The organism is Bacillus sp. FSL K6-2819, assembly GCF_038008305.1.
Lineage (GTDB): Bacteria > Bacillota > Bacilli > Bacillales > Bacillaceae > Bacillus > Bacillus amyloliquefaciens.
Genome location: NZ_JBBOYV010000001.1, coordinates 248,791 through 263,200, shown reverse-complemented (window position 1 = coordinate 263,200; position 14,410 = coordinate 248,791). Strand labels below are relative to the sequence as shown.

Annotated in this window: 14 protein-coding genes and 4 pseudogenes; 5 read left to right on the top strand and 13 right to left on the bottom strand. The window is 46.8% G+C overall.

What is annotated here, in order from left to right:
• Nucleotides 1-136: 136 nt before the first annotated feature.
• Nucleotides 137-782, bottom strand: a pseudogene (locus tag MHH91_RS01460) (esterase/lipase family protein).
• 438 nt (nucleotides 783-1,220) lie between these two features.
• Between MHH91_RS01460 and MHH91_RS01455 the strand changes: the two are divergent.
• Nucleotides 1,221-1,787, top strand: coding sequence for a TetR/AcrR family transcriptional regulator (locus MHH91_RS01455; RefSeq protein WP_014469693.1), 567 nt, complete (start codon nucleotides 1,221-1,223; stop codon nucleotides 1,785-1,787).
• A 36-nt stretch (nucleotides 1,788-1,823) separates the two neighbouring features.
• Nucleotides 1,824-3,263 (top strand): lincomycin efflux MFS transporter Lmr(B), encoded by a 1,440-nt coding sequence (lmr(B), locus tag MHH91_RS01450; RefSeq protein WP_038462575.1) that lies wholly within the window; start codon nucleotides 1,824-1,826, stop codon nucleotides 3,261-3,263.
• 34 nt (nucleotides 3,264-3,297) lie between these two features.
• On the opposite strand, the gene MHH91_RS01445 is transcribed toward lmr(B), so the two are convergent.
• Entirely contained in the window at nucleotides 3,298-4,425 is a 1,128-nt protein-coding gene (locus MHH91_RS01445; protein ID WP_014471402.1) for an aminotransferase class V-fold PLP-dependent enzyme, read from the bottom strand.
• A 72-nt stretch (nucleotides 4,426-4,497) separates the two neighbouring features.
• On the opposite strand from MHH91_RS01445, the gene pcp reads away from it, so the two are divergent.
• Nucleotides 4,498-5,145 (top strand): pyroglutamyl-peptidase I, encoded by a 648-nt coding sequence (gene pcp, locus MHH91_RS01440; RefSeq protein ID WP_014471401.1) that lies wholly within the window; start codon nucleotides 4,498-4,500, stop codon nucleotides 5,143-5,145.
• Here pcp and tatC read toward each other — a convergent pair.
• The 4 genes from tatC to MHH91_RS01420 form a co-directional block, all read right to left on the bottom strand.
• On the bottom strand, nucleotides 5,142-5,867 hold the full coding sequence (gene tatC, locus MHH91_RS01435) for a twin-arginine translocase subunit TatC (RefSeq protein ID WP_013350908.1): 726 nt from the start codon (nucleotides 5,865-5,867) through the stop codon (nucleotides 5,142-5,144). The genes pcp and tatC overlap by 4 nt on opposite strands.
• Nucleotides 5,868-5,930: 63 nt before the next feature.
• Nucleotides 5,931-6,128, bottom strand: coding sequence for a twin-arginine translocase TatA/TatE family subunit (locus MHH91_RS01430; RefSeq protein WP_003156681.1), 198 nt, complete (start codon nucleotides 6,126-6,128; stop codon nucleotides 5,931-5,933).
• A 12-nt stretch (nucleotides 6,129-6,140) separates the two neighbouring features.
• On the bottom strand, nucleotides 6,141-7,892 hold the full coding sequence (locus MHH91_RS01425; protein WP_014471400.1) for an alkaline phosphatase D family protein: 1,752 nt from the start codon (nucleotides 7,890-7,892) through the stop codon (nucleotides 6,141-6,143).
• Nucleotides 7,893-8,155: 263 nt separating this feature from the next.
• Entirely contained in the window at nucleotides 8,156-8,584 is a 429-nt protein-coding gene (locus tag MHH91_RS01420; protein WP_013350906.1) for a cell wall hydrolase, read from the bottom strand.
• Between the two features lie 153 nt (nucleotides 8,585-8,737).
• Here MHH91_RS01420 and MHH91_RS01415 point away from each other — a divergent pair, with 153 nt between their 5' ends.
• Nucleotides 8,738-9,121 (top strand): DUF2512 family protein, encoded by a 384-nt coding sequence (locus tag MHH91_RS01415; protein WP_013350905.1) that lies wholly within the window; start codon nucleotides 8,738-8,740, stop codon nucleotides 9,119-9,121.
• Between the two features lie 91 nt (nucleotides 9,122-9,212).
• Here the strand turns inward: MHH91_RS01415 and MHH91_RS01410 are convergent, their stop codons facing one another.
• From MHH91_RS01410 to MHH91_RS01390, 5 genes and pseudogenes are all read right to left on the bottom strand, one after another.
• On the bottom strand, nucleotides 9,213-9,647 hold the full coding sequence (locus tag MHH91_RS01410; protein ID WP_076983823.1) for a transposase: 435 nt from the start codon (nucleotides 9,645-9,647) through the stop codon (nucleotides 9,213-9,215).
• Nucleotides 9,648-9,866: 219 nt separating this feature from the next.
• Nucleotides 9,867-10,205, bottom strand: a complete 339-nt coding sequence (locus MHH91_RS01405) for a thioredoxin family protein (RefSeq protein WP_013350904.1) — start codon at nucleotides 10,203-10,205, stop codon at nucleotides 9,867-9,869.
• Between the two features lie 185 nt (nucleotides 10,206-10,390).
• The gene (locus MHH91_RS01400; RefSeq protein WP_013350903.1) at nucleotides 10,391-10,780 is read right to left on the bottom strand and encodes a DoxX family protein; all 390 of its coding nucleotides are present in this window, start codon (nucleotides 10,778-10,780) and stop codon (nucleotides 10,391-10,393) included.
• Nucleotides 10,781-10,911: 131 nt separating this feature from the next.
• Nucleotides 10,912-11,809: pseudogene (locus MHH91_RS01395) on the bottom strand (ring-cleaving dioxygenase).
• Between the two features lie 24 nt (nucleotides 11,810-11,833).
• Nucleotides 11,834-12,440 (bottom strand): annotated as a pseudogene (locus MHH91_RS01390) (nitroreductase family protein).
• A 429-nt stretch (nucleotides 12,441-12,869) separates the two neighbouring features.
• Here MHH91_RS01390 and MHH91_RS01385 point away from each other — a divergent pair.
• Nucleotides 12,870-13,763 carry a cation diffusion facilitator family transporter gene (locus MHH91_RS01385; RefSeq protein ID WP_013350900.1) on the top strand — a complete coding sequence of 298 codons (894 nt, stop codon included), beginning with the start codon at nucleotides 12,870-12,872 and terminating at the stop codon, nucleotides 13,761-13,763.
• A 128-nt stretch (nucleotides 13,764-13,891) separates the two neighbouring features.
• Here the strand turns inward: MHH91_RS01385 and MHH91_RS01380 are convergent.
• Nucleotides 13,892-14,029: pseudogene (locus tag MHH91_RS01380) on the bottom strand (IS5/IS1182 family transposase); the annotation flags it as partial.
• A gap of 140 nt (nucleotides 14,030-14,169) precedes the next feature.
• Nucleotides 14,170-14,334, bottom strand: a complete 165-nt coding sequence (locus MHH91_RS01375) for a tryptophan RNA-binding attenuator protein inhibitory protein (RefSeq protein WP_013350899.1) — start codon at nucleotides 14,332-14,334, stop codon at nucleotides 14,170-14,172.
• Between the last annotated feature and the right edge of the window lie 76 nt (nucleotides 14,335-14,410).

Below are 14,410 nucleotides of genomic sequence, written 5' to 3'. Positions count from 1 at the left end.
AATAAACCCTCCGAATTCTGATATAACTTTATTATTTTAACAAAAATAACTTCAGAGGGCTTGGTTTACGGCGAAAAAAGAATATGGAAGAAAAAAAAGACCCCGGAAATTCTCTATGTCCGGGGCTCTGAATCTGTTAATTCGTATTTTGCCCGCCGCCGTTCAGACCTTCTTTAATCAGCCCGTTTACTTGGCTGTTCATTAAAAGTCCGATGTGCCCGACACCGTGAATCTGCACGTTTCTCGCGCCGATCAGTCGTGACAGCGGGTTCATGACGATTAAGTCCGCTGAGCTGTAATTGATGTATATAAAATCTTTTGGTTCGGATCAGTTCCCGGAAGCGCTCTGTTGGTCACAAGGCCGTTCGCTCCGCCGAGTGTGACGACGTTTGCGATTTTGTCCCCGCCGTCAAGATTTTTAATGTAATAGAGTGTGTTGGCGCCGCCCATGCTGTGCGCGACGATATCGACTTTATTCGCGCCTGTTTCGCTGAGCACTTTTTTCACGTAATTTGACAGTCTCGGCGCATTGTGTCTGTTGTTTCCGGTTTTGTCCAGAAAATCAATGGCGTACATCTCATTTCTTGACCCAGCCTTGGGATGCCAAGTACGTTTTGATTCCCGCGAAGTTAAAGGACGCTCCGCCGATTCCGTGGACCATGACAACCGGATTATGACCTGAGGAGGCTTTTGATACGGTCGGCTGGAAGGCAAATACGGAAATGACGGACAGCATACAAAACTGTAAGGATGGCTAGGATTTTGCTTTTTATTTGTTTCATGAACTTTCCTCCTGCTATGTAATATTTTTGCAATTTTCATTCTATTAGAGGAGAAAAGGAAAAAATAGTGTATTATTTACTGTTTTCTACAAATAAATAAGAGCGGAAAAATAAGAAAGTCGCCCCTTTCCGATAGCACGATTATGCTTTAATACGGCAATCAAAAAAAGGATAGAGCGCCCGGTTCTCTTTTCCTAGATGCATTGAGCATCGGCTGTTTGAGAGTTGAGAGGATTTGAAGCTGTCAGGCATGAAGAGAAAACTCCCCCTATCCCTGCTTTTGTTCTTCCATCATATAAAAACAGCATGCCTTAACGATTTTTGAATCTTCCTGAGAAAAGATCCGTTTCAAAAATCCTTGACACCGCCATGTGAAATCACGATAATAGACCAGTCACTATATTTAAATTTGTCATCAATCAGTAAGGTGGGAACATAATGAGTTATGGAGATTCTCGTGAAAAAATACTCGCCGCGGCAACCAAGCTGTTTCAGCTGCAGGGGTATTACGGCACGGGTCTGAATCAGATTATTAAAGAAAGCGGTGCGCCGAAAGGTTCTCTTTACTATCATTTTCCGGACGGCAAAGAGCAGCTCGCCATTGAGGCTGTCAATGAAATGAGCCATTATATCCGTATGAAAATAAAAGAAAGCCTTGATGCCTATCCTGATCCTGCGGAAAGCATTCAAGCGTTTTTACAGGACTTATCACGCCAATTTACATGTCCGGAGAACTTCGAAGGGTTTCCTGTCGGTTTACTGGCTGCCGAAACTGCTTTAAGAAGCGAAAAACTCCAGCAGGCCTGTCAGTGCGCTTATCAGGAATGGGAGAATCTGTTCGCGGGCAAATTGAGATCTGCCGGTTTTTCTGATGAAAAAGCGGCGGAAATCAGCACTGTTTTAAATGCCATGATAGAAGGCGGCATCATTTTGTCCTTAGCCAAAAAAGACAAAATGCCGATCATCCATATTTCAAAACAAATCCCCAGCCTTCTGAGGACATAAAATACGAGAGACATGTTACGTATGTAAGAGAGGAGAATGATTTTGGAAAACGCTCAACCTTCCAAACAATATAAAGTCATGCCGATCATGATTTCTTTGCTGACGGCAGGGTTTATCGGCATGTTCAGTGAAACGGCGCTGAATATCGCCCTGACTGACCTGATGAAGGAGCTGCATATCACTCCTGCGACCGTCCAGTGGCTGACGACGGGCTACCTGCTCGTTCTCGGTATTCTTGTGCCGGTTTCGGGGCTGCTGCTGCAATGGTTTACGACGAGGCAGCTGTTCATCGTGTCACTCGCCTTTTCCATTGTCGGTACGCTGATTGCGGCCCTTGCGCCAAGCTTTCCGTTTCTTTTGGCGGCAAGAATCGTACAGGCTTTAGGAACCGGGCTGCTGCTGCCGCTGATGTTTAATACGATTCTCGTCATCTTTCCGCCGCATAAGCGCGGAGCGGCGATGGGGACGATCGGGCTTGTCATCATGTTCGCCCCTGCGACCGGTCCGACTTTTTCAGGGCTTGTGTTAGAACATTTGAACTGGCATTGGATTTTCTGGATTTCCCTGCCGTTTCTTGTCTTGGCTCTTTTATTCGGAATCGCCTACATGCAGAACGTATCAGACATTACAAAGCCGAAAATTGACGTGCTTTCAATTATTCTGTCTACGATCGGATTCGGCGGCATCGTCTTCGGTTTCAGCAATGCGGGCGAAGGATCAGGCGGCTGGTCAAGCCCGACGGTTATCGGTTCGCTCACTGTCGGTGCGATAGCGCTCATCTTATTTTCCATCAGGCAGCTGACAATGAAGCAGCCGATGATGAATCTGCGCGCTTTCCGCTATCCGATGTTTATTCTCGGAGTCGTGATTGTATTTATCTGTATGATGGTTATCTTATCAACAATGCTTCTATTGCCTATGTATTTACAAAGCGGACTGATGCTGACGGCGTTTACGTCGGGTCTCATCCTGCTGCCGGGCGGTATTTTAAACGGCTTTATGTCTCCGGTGACAGGGCGTCTGTTTGATAAATACGGGCCGAGGTGGCTTGTCATTCCCGGGTTTGTCATCACGGCAGCCGTGCTTTGGTTTTTCTCAAACATTACCGGCGCTTCGACGGCCCTTCTGATCGTCGTGCTTCATACATGCCTGATGATCGGCATTTCCATGATCATGATGCCGGCGCAAACGAACGGGTTAAACCAGCTGCCGCCGGAATTTTATCCGGACGGAACGGCCATTATGAATACGCTCCAGCAGATGGCCGGCGCAATCGGCACTGCGGTGGCGGTCAGCATCATGGCGGCCGGTCAGAAGGATTATATGAGCACCGTGAAAAATCCAAATGATCCTTCCGTATACTCCCACGCGCTGATTGCGGGCGTCCAGCACGCTTTTATCTTCGCAATGATTGTCGCCGTGATCGGCCTGATCAGCGCTTTCTTTATGAAACGGGTCAAAGTGAATCACTCATAAGAAAACAGCAGACTCTCCATGAGTCTGCTGTTTTTTATATACCGCGCGCTTTAGCCAGTTCATCAATCGCATAAATAAGGTCATCGGCCGTGTTATAGAAATGCGGCGCCAGCCGGATGATTTGCCCGCTGAGCGCGCCTACGATGTTTTTCCGTTTCAAAAACGCAGCCGTTTCCGCCGCTTTTTCATCCCATATGGAAATCATGCCGGGCCTGTCATCGGCAGACGTCGGGCCTGCGAGGCGCAGCCCTTTTTCAGAAGCGTATTCGTACCCAAATGCGCTGAGTTTTTTTACTTCTTGATGAATGTAATCTGTGCCGATATCGTTTAAAAGGGATAAAGCCGCCTGTGCCGCATATATGCTGATAAATGCCGGGGTTCCGGTCTCGAAGCGTTTGGCTCCGTCAGCATAAGAAAAATGGGTCAAATCCAGCATCGACGCCCGCTGCTGCCCGAACCACCCGGTGACTTTCGGATTCAGTTGTTCGGCAAGTTCCTTTCTGACATAAAGAAACGCCGTCCCCGGTATGCCGAGCATATACTTTCTCGCACCCGCGGCCAGCATATCAACTCCCCACTCGTTCACATCAATCGGGACATGCCCCGCCGATTGATAAGCATCGACAAAAAGAAGCGATCCCTTCTTTGCGGATATCTCCGCAATGCGCTTGATATCCTGGACAAAACCGGATGTAAATGACACATGGGGCACACAGGTGAAAAGCGTCTGCTCCGTAATATACGTCTCATACCGCTCTAGCGGAATCATTCCTTCTTCAGACGGAATCACTGAAAGCTCCATCCCAGTCTGAGCCTTCAGAATGTGAGCGATCGCCGGAAAATCCAATTCCGTATACACCGCCTGTTTCTTTCGGCAATCTGGTAAAGCGGAAACGACGGCAGAGGCGGCAGCCGTTACTGAAGGTAAAACGGCAATTTCTTCAGGCTGGGCGCCGATCAATTTCGCAAACTCACATCTTGCCTGCTCCATGCGGCCGATGGCTTCCTCCCAATTTCCTCCGTACTGAAGCAGGCTTTCCTGATAATCGGTTATCGCTTTTGACACCGGCCGGGCAAGAGCGCTTTGAGAGCAGCTCGCGAGCATCGTATGTGTTTGGAGCACCGGAAATACAGATCGGTATTGCAGTAGAGGCGAATTCAAGACATGTTTCCCCCTTCGGCAGGAATATATGTCCATTATAGAGTATGGTAAAAAGAAAAGGAGGGTTTTTTGATGGAGAAAAAAGTATTGCTTACAGGCTTTGACCCCTTTGGCGGGGAGACGGTCAATCCTTCATGGGAAGCGGTCAAACGGCTGAATGGTGCCGCTGAAGGCCCCGCCTCTATCGTATCCGAACAAGTTCCGACCGTTTTTTACAAGTCCCTTGCCGTGCTGCGCGAGGCGATAAAGAAACATCAGCCTGACATTATCATCTGTGTCGGACAGGCGGGCGGCAGAATGCAGATCACGCCGGAACGGGTCGCGATCAATCTGAATGAAGCGCGCAGACCGGATAACGAAGGAAACCAGCCTGTCGGGGAAGACATTTCTCAAGGCGGTCCCGCAGCCTATTGGACCGGCCTTCCGATCAAACGGATCGTTGAGGAGATTAAAAAAGAAGGCATTCCCGCGGCTGTATCCTACACGGCGGGGACGTTTGTATGCAATCATCTCTTTTACGGGCTGATGGATGAAATCAGCCGTCATCATCCGCACATCCGTGGCGGGTTTATACACATCCCGTACATTCCAGAGCAAACCTTGCAGAAATCCGCGCCGAGCCTCAGCCTTGATCACATCACAAAAGCGCTCAAAATCGCCGCGGTGACCGCCGCGGTGCATGAGGACGATATTGAGACCGGCGGAGGCGAGCTTCACTAAGCGGCAGACGGCGTCTCGGCCCATTTCTTTCGGTAAACGATGCGGGACAGCGTCACACTGATTTCGTAGAGGACGAGCAGCGGAATCATGACGAGAAAGTCAGACATAAAATCCGGCGGCGTAATCAGCACCGAGACAACGATCAGCAAAAAATACGAAAGCTTTCTCGCCTTCGCCAGCCGGGTTGGGTTTACGATCCCCAGACGCGTCAGAAACATGACGGCCAGAGGCATTTCAAACAAAAACCCGAACGGCAATGTAAGATTAAGCATAAAGGTAAAATACTTATCCGCCGTAAATACCATGTCAAAGTGGCCGGCGGATAATTGTGTTAAAAATCCGAGCACAATCGGAAAGAGCACAAAATACCCGAAGGAAATTCCGATGATAAACAAAACGGAAAGCCCCGGAATGTAAAGCAAAGCGGCGCGGCGTTCAAACGCGGTCAAGGCCGGCGCCGTAAAACGCCAGAGCTGAAAGGCGGCAACCGGAATCGTTGCCGTAATGGCGCAAATTCCCGCAATCATCATGTACACCCATAAAATCTCGCTCGGGCCTAAAACGGCCAGTCTGCCAGGCAAATCCTTGATCAGCCAGTCATAAATATCCTGTACAAACCAGCAGGCGCCGATAAAAAACACGAGAAAGGCGATGACGGTTTTAATGAGACGCTGCCGGATTTCCTCTAAATGCCCGATCAAGTGGGTTTCTTTTTTATCCAATCGTACATCCTCCTTATATGAAAGAAGGGGCAGAAGCGGATTCGTCTGCCCCCGTGTCATGATTCAGCCTGCCGTTTTATCTTTCTCAGCCGTCTGCTTGTCCGGCTCTTCATTTGAGACCAGTGTTTTTGCGGCGCTTTTAAATTCAAGCAGCGTCCGGCCGGCTGCACGGCCAATTTCCGGAAGCTTTGAAGGTCCGAAAATGATGAGAGCGATGACGAAGATCAGGATTAACCCGGGAATGCCGATATTTGAAAACATGAGTGTGCCCCCTTATTGTGAGATTTTGGCCCGTTTCTTTCTCATTTGCTTTTCGTGCGCATTGTTATGGGCGAAGAATCGATCCTCTTCCACTTCGTTTGACTGCTTTAAGCCTCCCGCAACCGCGTTTTGAGAGACCTTCCGAATCCCCGTCTGGTCTTTCTGATAAATGAAGGAAGCCCGTGTGGATACCTCAGCCCCCGGCTCCGTCACATACGGCACCACTCTGTAATCCGCTCTCCATTGGGCGGGCGTCACCGTACAGCGGACATAGCCGCGATAATCGTTAAAAAACTTGATGTGCGGGTTTTGTTTTAAGATCTGATCCGTATCGGCCCGTTTATCCGCCCCGTTTCCTCCAGATGTAATGGAAGTCCCGACGAATTCGGCTCCGAAAATCTTTGAATTCGTTTGATTAAAATCGGTATGCAGGTTTGACGCCCAGCTTGCATGAACATCACCCGTCAGCACGATGACATTGTTCAGATTTTTGCTTTTTATAAAATTGATGACCCGCTCCCGCTGAGCCGGGTAGCCGTCCCATGAATCCATGCTGAATATCGGATTGGCGGTTGTTCCGAAATTCCATTGCGCGAAAAAGATTTGCTGCGCCAGCACATTCCACTTCGCTTTTGAGGCGGCTAAATTTTCGAACAGCCATTGCTCCTGCTCTGTCCCCATCAATGTGCGTTTCGGGTCTCTCCACTCATCAGAAGGGGGCTTATTCCCGTCTCCGTTGGCCTGGTCATCTCTGTACTGTCTTGTATCAAGCACATTAAACGAGGCTAAATTGCCATATGAGAATTGCCTGTACAGCCGCATATCAGGACCGTTCGGCAGTGACATGCGCCTGAGCGGCATGTGTTCATAATAAGCCTGATAAGCTGCGGCCCGTCTGAGCACAAACGCTTCAACCGATTGGCCTTTTTCAGGGATGACATTGGCATAATTGTTTTCCACCTCATGATCGTCCCATGTCACGACCCACGGAAATGCGGCGTGGGCGGCTTTCAGATTGGCATCAGAGCGGTATTGGGCGTGACGGTTGCGGTAATCTGCCAGTGTATACACTTCGGCGCTGCTGTGCGTCCTGACATTCCCCGTTTTTGACACATATTCATTCGGTCCGTATTCATAAATGTAATCTCCGAGATGGAAGACAAGATCAAGCTTTTCCTTCGCCATATGCTTATACGCCGTATAATAGCCGTGTTCATACTGCTGGCATGAGGCAAACGCAAACGTCATGGCGGACACGTCAGCACCGGGGGCGGGTAGCGTTTTCGTCCGGCCGACGGGGCTGAGCTCATGCCCGCTTTTAAACCGGTAATAGTACACTTTATTGGGCTTGAGCCCGTCCGCTTCGACATGGACGGAGTGTCCGAGATTCGGCTTGGCCATCTCCGTTCCGCGTTTGACGATATGGCGGAAATGTTCATCAGTGGCGATTTCCCAATTTACCGGCACAGCCTGCTTCGGCATGCCGCCCCCATTCAGCGGGTCCGGGGCAAGACGCGTCCAGAGAATGACGCTGTCAGACAGCGGGTCGCCGGAAGCTACGCCGAGGGTGAACGGATAGTTAGAAAATTTCGGAGCGGCATTCACTTCAAACGCGCCGATGGATTGCGCGATCGCTAACCCGAGGGAAAGGCCGGCGATTTTCCCCGCGCCCTGTATAAATGCGCGGCGGTCAAACGTATTGTTCTGAAAGCTTTTGTTCTCCAATTCCTTGATCCATTCATCTAAACGGCCGTCATGTGTCATGTCAGTTCCCCTTTCTTCTCATTGATCGCCCTCATTATAAAAAAGAAATGTTAAACCGCTATGAAGAGTGTGAAGGATTTGTAAGGCCGGAAAATGAACGGCGGGAGACATTTTTCACATTGTTTCGACAAACCTTTGCCCAGCCGGGAGAAATCCCCCTCTGTTTCTTTTTGGCTTTTCATCCGTCAAGCGCACTTTGTTCCTATTTTTCTTCCCAAGAAATTAAAAAAACACCGTTCATTCCAAGAACGGTGCATCCGGGATTAAAATGTATTGTACACGTTTTCGCATGTTTCGCCTGTCGGCTGATAGAAGCAGTGGGACTTGAATCTGCCGACAAACGGCTGATTATACCAAGTCGGCGGGCAGTCTCCCGGCGGCTTAAAATACCACAGACTGAATTTAGCCGGCCAAAACCGTTCACCATTAATCGTCCGGCGGGCAAGCCTCCGCTCGGATTCGCGCGGCCTCTGGTAAAAGTATCCGTGAGTCACCGCTTCAAACGCGTGCGGCTGAAATACCATCTGCCTAATGGTGCGCAGGCCTTTAAAATCAGAACAATTCGCCCGCACCCGATTGATTCCCACATTGCCGACCAGCAGCATTCCCTGCTTTCCTTCGCCTTCCGCTTCCGCCCTGAGCAGCCTTGCCATTAGATCGACATCGGCGCTCGACGCTTTTACGACTGCCATCATGACACCTCCCGTTTTTACTCCTTTCATCATATTCAGCCGCGGCCTAGTGATGACAGACAAAAGCCAGAAAACAAATGTTCACGAAAAAAAGGTTTATATTTCACATGATGAGGAAACATACTAACATGATTTCCATAAGGAGGAATTCGCATGGAGCACATTAAAGCGCTTGCCATTAAAGGCATTATGACCATCATTATTCTGTATCTGATACTGGGCTTAGGTTTCCGCTTTACATTCGGCGACGTGCTGCTGATGACCATTGTGTTGGGAGCCGTTTCCTACTTTACGGGCGATCTTTACGTGCTGCCAAGATGGAATAACATTACGGCGGCGTCCGCTGATTTCGGAATCGCGTTTCTTGTTGTATGGCTGATGGGAATGCCGCTGTCCATGGGCATTTCAGGAGGAAGACTGGCGTTTGCCGCTCTTATTTCCGCCATCATCATTGCTGTCGGAGAATACTTTTTCCATATCTATCTGATGAGAAAAGACTTGGGCGGGTCCCGTTTTTTAGAGCCCCGATCTGAATAACGCAAAAAAGGCCGGATAACGGCCTTCAGCTTGTAGAGAAAATGATGTTTTTTCTACAAGCTTTTTTGTTTTGTACTGTTTCTTTCCATATTCATTTGATTTCAGGTGCAGAAAAAGCACTCCCACATGCCTTGGCTAGGTATGCGGCAATCTTCTTCATGTTCTGGCATGCGGCTGTGAGGAGAACTTGTTCCCTCACATTTTGTTTTCCCAACCAGCAATAGCGAAGCATCTGTTTTGAATCTGCAAAGCTTCGCTCGATTTTTTCTTTTTTTGCAGAGGTTTTTTCCTGAAACAGACAAACGATTTTGTCTGACCTTTTCTTTATCATCCTCCCATACATGTCGGGTGATGACCTTTTGGTGGTTCTTTGATCTTGTGCATTGTTCGAGAATGGGCATGCGGAACAGATTTCAGGATTTGATTTATATGATCGATATCCTTTTCGGTCAGTTGCTGCGTATGTAAGCGTTTGGTGATTTAGACAAATGGATCTGTCTTGTTCACTGTCATAATGAAATTTCAATTTTGGAAACAACCCTCGGGTAGGGCGGTAACGTCTATGTATTTATCAATTTTTCAAAGCAGGTGATCCTCTTCGACAAGTTGGTCAAGCAGAACAAATTCTTTCTTTTATTTTATGACAGGGGAATGGATATTTTAAGGAAAAAATAAAGGCTGTCGAGATTTTCTCGACAGCCTGATCCCCTTAAAGGGGGCTTTTTATTTGTAAAGTATAAACGCTTTATACATCTTGATATAACTGATAAACCCTTTTCAGCCTTTCTTCGAGCTGTTCAAAATGAACGAAGCGGGCTTCTCTCAGAAACTCAGTCCCATCAATGAACAAAAGAAGCACGGGGACAGTGAAGACTGAAAATCTGCCGGCAACCTCTTCTACCTCGTCAGCATTGATATGCCCCAATTTGATTTTTAGAAACTGATCCAATACTTTTCTGAGCTGCGGCAGAACAGCGTGACATACTGTACAGGCGGGCCTTGAAATGTAGATAAAACTGAATTGATGCTGTTTAATAAAATTCTCGATAGAATCTAATGAATGTAAGTCTGTCAGCTCTTTCATCAAAACCCTCCTTCAAATCGGCTCGTCTTTCATGACCAAACTCATCAATACTCGTACATTCACTATACACATTTATATTGATCATATCCGTTTTTTTGCTTTGCAGAGCACCCGCAAATGATGCTTAAAATTCCAAAACGAAAGAACAGTTACCGCTTTTCGGTAACTGTTCTTAGATACTTATATTAAAAATGCACAGCGTACGCCCCTGAACCGATGAGTGCAACTCCGATGGAGACTACAATCAGCACCAAGTTATATTCAAAACCGCCTGCACCGTTCGCAAACCCTTTCGCTCCATGAACTTTTACAATGGCACCTAACATAATGATCGTTATGATAGCAGCTCCAAGCGGGAGGAATACACCTAAAATAAATAAAATTCCGCTTGCGAGTTCCCCGAGACCTGATAAAGCGGCCGCGGCGTTGCCTGGTTTAACTCCAATTGACTCGAACCATTGTCCGGTTCCTTTAATCCCGTATCCGCCAAACCAGCCAAATAATTTTTGTGATCCATAAAACAGAAACACCACACCAATCATGATTCGAATAAGCAACAATCCTGCATCTTCCATTTTTATCTCCCCTTATTTTTCATATTATATGATGTGCTGCAAGGCAGCTTGTTTACCAACGGTCACTTCCAGCAAACATCTGTTAAATGTATGTCTTTTATTTTTCTTCATGCTTCATGTTCATCTATAAATCAATCTAATTCTCTCACTTCAAACGGCAGCAGCCCTTGTTCAATATGAGCCCGATGCGGTTCATACTGCTCAGAGAGCATCAATTTTCCGCCCATTGTTTCTTGTGACTCATCATGGGCAAAGCCCGGCGGATCAGTTGCGATCTCAAATAAGATTTCCCCATGTTCTCTGAAGTAAACCGCCGTGCGCAGCAATGAATCTTTGCCATTCTAATTGATCTTCGTCATCCTGAGCCCGCCAAGCGATGTGATGGACCGTGCCGACACCCATTTGTCCGCGGCCGATAGGCGTTATTTTAAGATCAATCACATTTCCGATATCACCGGCAGAACGATAACGTACGAAGTCTCCTTCTTTGCCGACTCGCTCAAGCCCCATGATGTTTTCTAGCAATTCACCTGTTTTTTCAGGCTGTGCTGATAACAGGGTTGCACCGCCAAAGCCTTTAATGGCAACATCCGGGGTTACATCTCCGAAAGTCCACGTATTGGTCCCCCCTGCTTCTCTTTCCGCGATTTCTAAATGCAGGCCATGCGGGTCATCAAATTCTATATATTGTTCTCCAAAACGCTCGATTTTTGTGTATGGCACGTTGAACTTTTCAAGTCTCTTTTCCCAAAATGACATAGCACCTCTTGGCACGACGTAAGATGTCACGCCAACCTGTCCGTCTCCAATGATGCCTTGACGGGCGTCCACCCACGGAAAGAATGTGATGATTGTTCCCGGCTTCCCGCCTTCATCCCCAAAATAAAGGTGATACGTACCCGGATCATCAAAATTGACCGTTTGCTTGACCAATCGCAGCCCCAGCACTCCAGCGTAGAAATCAGCATTCTCTTGAGGGTGACCGACAATTGCTGTAATATGATGTATTCCCATCGTTTTTTTAGCCATTTTTATCCGCTCCCTTACAAGTATTTAAATATACTCCACAAACTCATTCACAGGCTTTCGGTAGCCGCGCGGCCTTCTGCTTTCTGTTTTTTCTTTCCCGATTGTAATCATCATGACAATCTCAAATTGATCATCTATATTCAAAATCTGTTTCACGGCTTCAGTATCAAACCCTATCATCGGACAGGTGTCCCAGCCTTTTTCCTTAGCACTCAGCATAAACATCATCGCAGAAAGTGAAGCATTTCTTATCGCCTCATCTCTCTTAAATGGCTCTCCCCTGTTTTCATAAAACGAAACGGTGTCTTGAACCATGGATCATACTCTTGTTTATTTAATATCCCCAGCATCTTCAATCCTTCATAGATGTCAGCCGCTTTCTGATATGCCTGCTTATCCCCTAAAACTAAAAGCACCGCTGATGAGCTAAACACTTTATATTGTCCGTTTGCGGCCTGCTTCAGCTTTTCTTTCACATCCGGGTCAAGAACCGTCACATATTTTGTATGCTGCAAATTAAAAGCTGATGGAGCCAACGCAACCAATTCAAACAATCTCTTGTGATTGGATGATCTGGAAGAAAGTTGCTTGCAGATCTTCTTTCATTCACTAGCTGTACAAATTCAGCCATTTCCCTCGTACCCCCTTTATCTCGAATTCGAGATATTATGATATAAAAAATCAAATAACATATGATCAAAAAAACGAAACGTTCTCTTCACTGATCTTTTCGTGATTCAAACGACCGGCAGGTTCTTATCCTGCACTCTAATTAAGTTATATTGAATTAAAATATCTTGAATTCGAGATAATAATATAAGATAAATACTCAAATGTCAACAGTTCATTTTTAAATTCAGCGTAATTTTGTCTGTGTATGGTTTAGCCCTGCTCCAACTTTTTTTCTGTCACCTTATTTATTAGTAAACAGGAAACAACCTTGCTATAGACCCACTCGAAACTGAATTGGTATGATAAGCAAAGTGATTACACAAGAAAGGATACGGAGAGCGCATCAAAAGCGCCCCTATTTTTTTGTGCAGTTTTATAGGAGGAAAAAATGGCAAGTGAAAGAGAACAAATAAGCAAAAAAGTTGCTTTGATTGCATTGATAGCCAATCTGATCTTAATGGCAGGAAAGATCTTTTTTGGACTGATAGGCGATAGTGAAGCAGTTTTTGCCGACGGTATACATTCTGCAGCGGATGTCGTGGCTTCGATTGCTGTCCTGGCCGTCATCGGCATTTCTAATAAGCCGCCCGATCAAGACCATCCTTTCGGGCATGGCAAAGCTGAGGTCATCAGCGAAGCGATTGTAGGAATCATATTAGTGCTCGTTTCCGTGTATATTCTAATAGAAGCGATTTCGTCCTTTGTTGAAGGTCCAAGCATCCCGCAATACAGCGCATTGTTTGCGGCTCTGATATCCTACGTGGCTAAGCAGATCTTATATCGTTATTCGATCAAACAAGGGGAAAAATGGAACAGTAAAGCGGTTATAGCGATTGCATACGATCATAAAGGCGATATCGTTGCCTCTCTTGCCGCTTTTATCGGCGTCCTATTGGCGATTATCGGGAACACCCGCGGATGGTCCTATCTGTTGTACGCCGATGCAATTGCCAGTGTTATCGTGGCGTACCTCATTTTTAAGATTTCAATGGAATTAATCAGGCCGTCTGTTGACGTTCTCATGGAAAAAAGTGTTGATCCCGAACTGATAGAGGAATATAAAGCGGTTATTTTGCATTGTCCTCAAGTCAAACGGCTCGATAAAATCCGAGCGAGAGAACACGGCCACTATAAATTGCTTGATGTCCGGTTATCTTTGGATCATGATTTGACGATTAAGCAGGGACACGATATTGCCCGCGAAATCCGAAATGAAATCAAAAGACACTTTTCAGATGTTGAAGAAGTGCTCATTCATGTGAATCCTTATTTTGAAGAATGAAAAAGCAGCTTGTATAGAAAATGATGTTTTTCTACAAGCTTTTTTGTTTTGTCCTGTTTCTTTTTCAGGCGCAGAAAAAGCACTCCCACATGCCTGGCCTTGCTTGGCAGGTATGCGGCAATCTTCAACATCATTTTGAATAAGATCAGCGGATCAAGTGAGGGGCGGCCTTTATTTTCGCTGTAGTAAGGTTTGGCCTTTTCAACGATGAGAGAAGTCTATATATTTCGAAGCAGGTGATCCTCTTCGGCGAGTTGGTCAAGCAGAACGAATTCGGCTGTGTTTTGAGAAGCGTTTCTTGTGTGGAACGTGAGAAAGACACCGTCTGATATTTTAAGGAGAAATAAAGGCTGTCGAGATTTTCTCGACAGCCTGAAGGCCGGATAACGGCCTTTTTTCTTTGATTTCACTGATCAATATGCTTTTTGATAAAATGCAGCAGCGTGTTTCCCTGAGCCGTCAAAATGACGCCCTTCGCTCCGCACTTCGGGCAGGGCGCTCCTTCTTTCTCCGCGCCGGTTCCTTCACAATGCGGACAAGTGAGTTCAAGATCGTCGGTTGCGATCACCATGAATATCCCTCCTTTTTTGATTTTCGGTCCGTCTCCAGTCACTTTCCATGGCCATCACCTCCTTAACGATACAAAA